The following is a 222-nucleotide window of genomic DNA, read 5'->3' on the forward strand; positions in this document are numbered from 1 at the left end:
CTGTCGGCATAGAGCAGGCGCCCGCCCGAAAGCTGGGAGAGCGCAACGGGCAAGTCGGTCGGCGACATCGCGAAGCAGCCGTTCGAGCGGCCGAGGCGGCCCCAGCGGTCGATTTGGGCCTGGGTGCAGTACTCGGCGGCGTGGATCACGATCGCCCGGTCGAACACGTTGGAGTTCGTGGTGTCGAGCCCGATCATCCGCAGCGAAGTGCCGTTCGAGCCG

General features: G+C 68.0%; 1 protein-coding gene. It reads right to left on the bottom strand.

Going from position 1 to position 222, the window contains the following annotated elements; translation table 11 throughout:
• Positions 1 to 222 (bottom strand): murein L,D-transpeptidase catalytic domain-containing protein (locus tag AB1471_RS18145; protein WP_367781104.1); only part of this gene is annotated, 222 nt, incomplete at both ends.

Origin of the sequence: Jeotgalibacillus marinus (assembly GCF_040801915.1) — a bacterium.
Classification (GTDB): Bacteria; Bacillota; Bacilli; order Bacillales; family Jeotgalibacillaceae; genus Jeotgalibacillus; species Jeotgalibacillus marinus.